The organism is Geodermatophilus sp. SYSU D00691, from assembly GCF_054050275.1.
In genome coordinates this window covers 1-2,346 of record NZ_JBJGYZ010000076.1, presented here as the reverse complement: position 1 = coordinate 2,346, position 2,346 = coordinate 1, and the positions used below count along the sequence as shown (strand labels likewise).

Here is a 2,346-nt window from a genome sequence, read left to right as displayed (position 1 = left end):
GGGGAGCTCCCGCTCCCCGGCGGCACCGCACCTCCCGGGAGACCCGCACATGCCCCCCACCCTCGGTGTCGGCCTGATCGGCTACGCCTTCATGGGCGCCGCGCACTCGCAGGCCTGGCGCACCGCCCCCCACTTCTTCGACCTCCCGCTGCATCCGGAGCTGCGCGTGCTCGTCGGCCGCGACAAGGCCCGGCTCGAGGACGCCGCCGCCCGCCTCGGCTGGCAGGAGACCGAGACCGACTGGCGCCGGCTGCTCGAGCGCGACGACGTCGACCTCGTCGACGTCTGCACCCCCGGCGACACCCACGCCGAGATCGCCATCGCGGCGCTCGAGGCCGGCAAGCACGTGCTCTGCGAGAAGCCGCTGGCCAACACCGTGGCCGAGGGCGAGGCGATGGCCGAGGCCGCCGCCCGCGCCGCGGCCCGCGGCGTCCGCTCCATGGTCGGCTTCACCTACCGCCGGGTGCCGGCGATCGGCCTGGCCCGGCAGCTGGTCGCGGAGGGCCGGCTCGGCGAGATCCGGCACGTGCGCGCGCAGTACCTGCAGGACTGGATCGCCGACCCGTCGGCGCCGATGTCGTGGCGGCTGGAGAAGGACAAGGCCGGCTCCGGCGCGCTCGGCGACATCGGCGCGCACATCATCGACCTGACGCAGTACATCACCGGCCAGGCGATCACCGGGGTCAGCGGCATGCTGGAGACGTTCGTCAAGGAGCGGCCGCTGGCCGCCGCCGGCGGCGCGCTCTCCGGCGTCGGCGGCGAGGGCGTCGGCCAGGTCACGGTGGACGACGCCGCCGCGTTCCTGGCGCGCTTCGACGGCGGCGCCTTCGGCGTCTTCGAGGCCACCCGGTTCGCCACCGGCCGCAAGAACGCCATCCGGATCGAGATCAACGGCTCGGAAGGCAGCGTCGCGTTCGACTTCGAGGACATGAACGTCCTGCACTTCCTCGACGCGACCGGCCCGGCCGCGACCGCCGGGTTCCGGCGCATCGTCGTCACCGAGCCCGACCACCCCTACGTCGCCGCCTGGTGGCCGGCCGGGCACGGCCTGGGGTACGAGCACGGCTTCACCCACCAGGTCGTCGACCTGCTGACCGCCATCGCCGCGGGCGAGGACCCCACGCCGTCGTTCGCCGACGGGCTGCAGGTGCAGCGGGTGCTCGCGGCGGTGGAGCGAAGCGCCGCCGACCACTCGACCTTCACCGCGATCTGAGGGAGTTCCGCATGCCCCGTCCCATCACGCTGTTCACCGGCCAGTGGGCCGACCTGCCGTTCGAGGAGGTGGCCCGGCTCGCCTCCGAGTGGGGCTACGACGGCCTGGAGATCGCCTGCTGGGGCGACCACCTCGACGTCGAGCGCGCCGCGAACGACGACGCCTACGTGCAGGAGCGCCTGGCGCTGCTGGACAAGTACGGCCTCAAGGTGTGGGCCATCTCCAACCACCTCAACGGCCAGGCGGTCTGCGACGACCCGATCGACGAGCGGCACCGCGACATCGTCAACAAGCGCGTCTGGGGCGACGGCGACCCCGAGGGCGTGCGCCGGCGGGCCGCCGAGGAGATGAAGCTGACCGCCCGCGCGGCGGCCAAGCTCGGGGTGAAGACCGTCGTCGGGTTCACCGGGTCCAAGATCTGGAAGACCGTGGCGATGTTCCCGCCGGTGCCGGAGTCGATGGTGGAGGACGGCTACGCCGACTTCGCCGCCCGCTGGAACCCGATCCTCGACGTCTTCGACGAGGTCGGCGTCCGGTTCGCGCACGAGGTGCACCCGTCGGAGATCGCCTACGACTACTGGACGACGGTCCGCACCATGGAGGCCATCGGCCACCGCGAGGCGTTCGGCCTCAACTGGGACCCGAGCCACTTCGTCTGGCAGGACCTGGACCCGGTCTCCTTCATCTGGGACTTCAAGGACCGGATCTACCACGTCGACTGCAAGGACGCGAAGCGCCAGGTGGGCAACGGCCGCAACGGCCGGATGGGCTCCCACCTGCCGTGGGCCGACCCGCGGCGCGGCTGGGACTTCGTCTCCACCGGCCACGGCGACGTCCCGTGGGAGGCGTGCTTCCGGATGCTCAACACGATCGGCTACGACGGGCCGATCTCGGTGGAGTGGGAGGACGCCGGCATGGACCGGCTCGTCGGCGCCCCCGAGGCGCTGGCGTTCGTCCGGCGGCTGGCCTTCGACCCGCCGGCGGCCGCCTTCGACGCCGCCTTCTCCAGCGGCAACTAGGGACATCGCGCCCCTGTCGTGGGGGGGGGGGGGGGGGGGGGGGGGGCGGGGGGGGGGGGGGGGGCGGGGGGCGGGGGGGGGGGGGGGGGGGGGGGGCGCCGGCGGCGCGCCGGC

At 73.7% G+C, this 2,346-nt stretch carries 2 protein-coding genes; both read left to right on the top strand.

Annotated elements, in window-relative coordinates:
• Positions 1-49 precede the first annotated feature (49 nt).
• Positions 50-1,213, top strand: coding sequence for a Gfo/Idh/MocA family protein (locus ACI797_RS27770; RefSeq protein WP_456864095.1), 1,164 nt, complete (start codon positions 50-52; stop codon positions 1,211-1,213).
• A gap of 11 nt (positions 1,214-1,224) precedes the next feature.
• Positions 1,225-2,232 (top strand): sugar phosphate isomerase/epimerase family protein, encoded by a 1,008-nt coding sequence (locus ACI797_RS27765; RefSeq protein WP_456540862.1) that lies wholly within the window; start codon positions 1,225-1,227, stop codon positions 2,230-2,232.
• Positions 2,233-2,346 lie beyond the last annotated feature (114 nt).

What these genes read in the sequence shown, in the direction of transcription:
- ACI797_RS27770 (WP_456864095.1), top strand. Translation starts at nt 50, where the DNA reads ATGCCCCCCACCCTCGGTGTCGGCCTGATCGGCTACGCCTTCATGGGC.
- ACI797_RS27765 (WP_456540862.1), top strand. Translation starts at nt 1,225, where the DNA reads ATGCCCCGTCCCATCACGCTGTTCACCGGCCAGTGGGCCGACCTGCCG.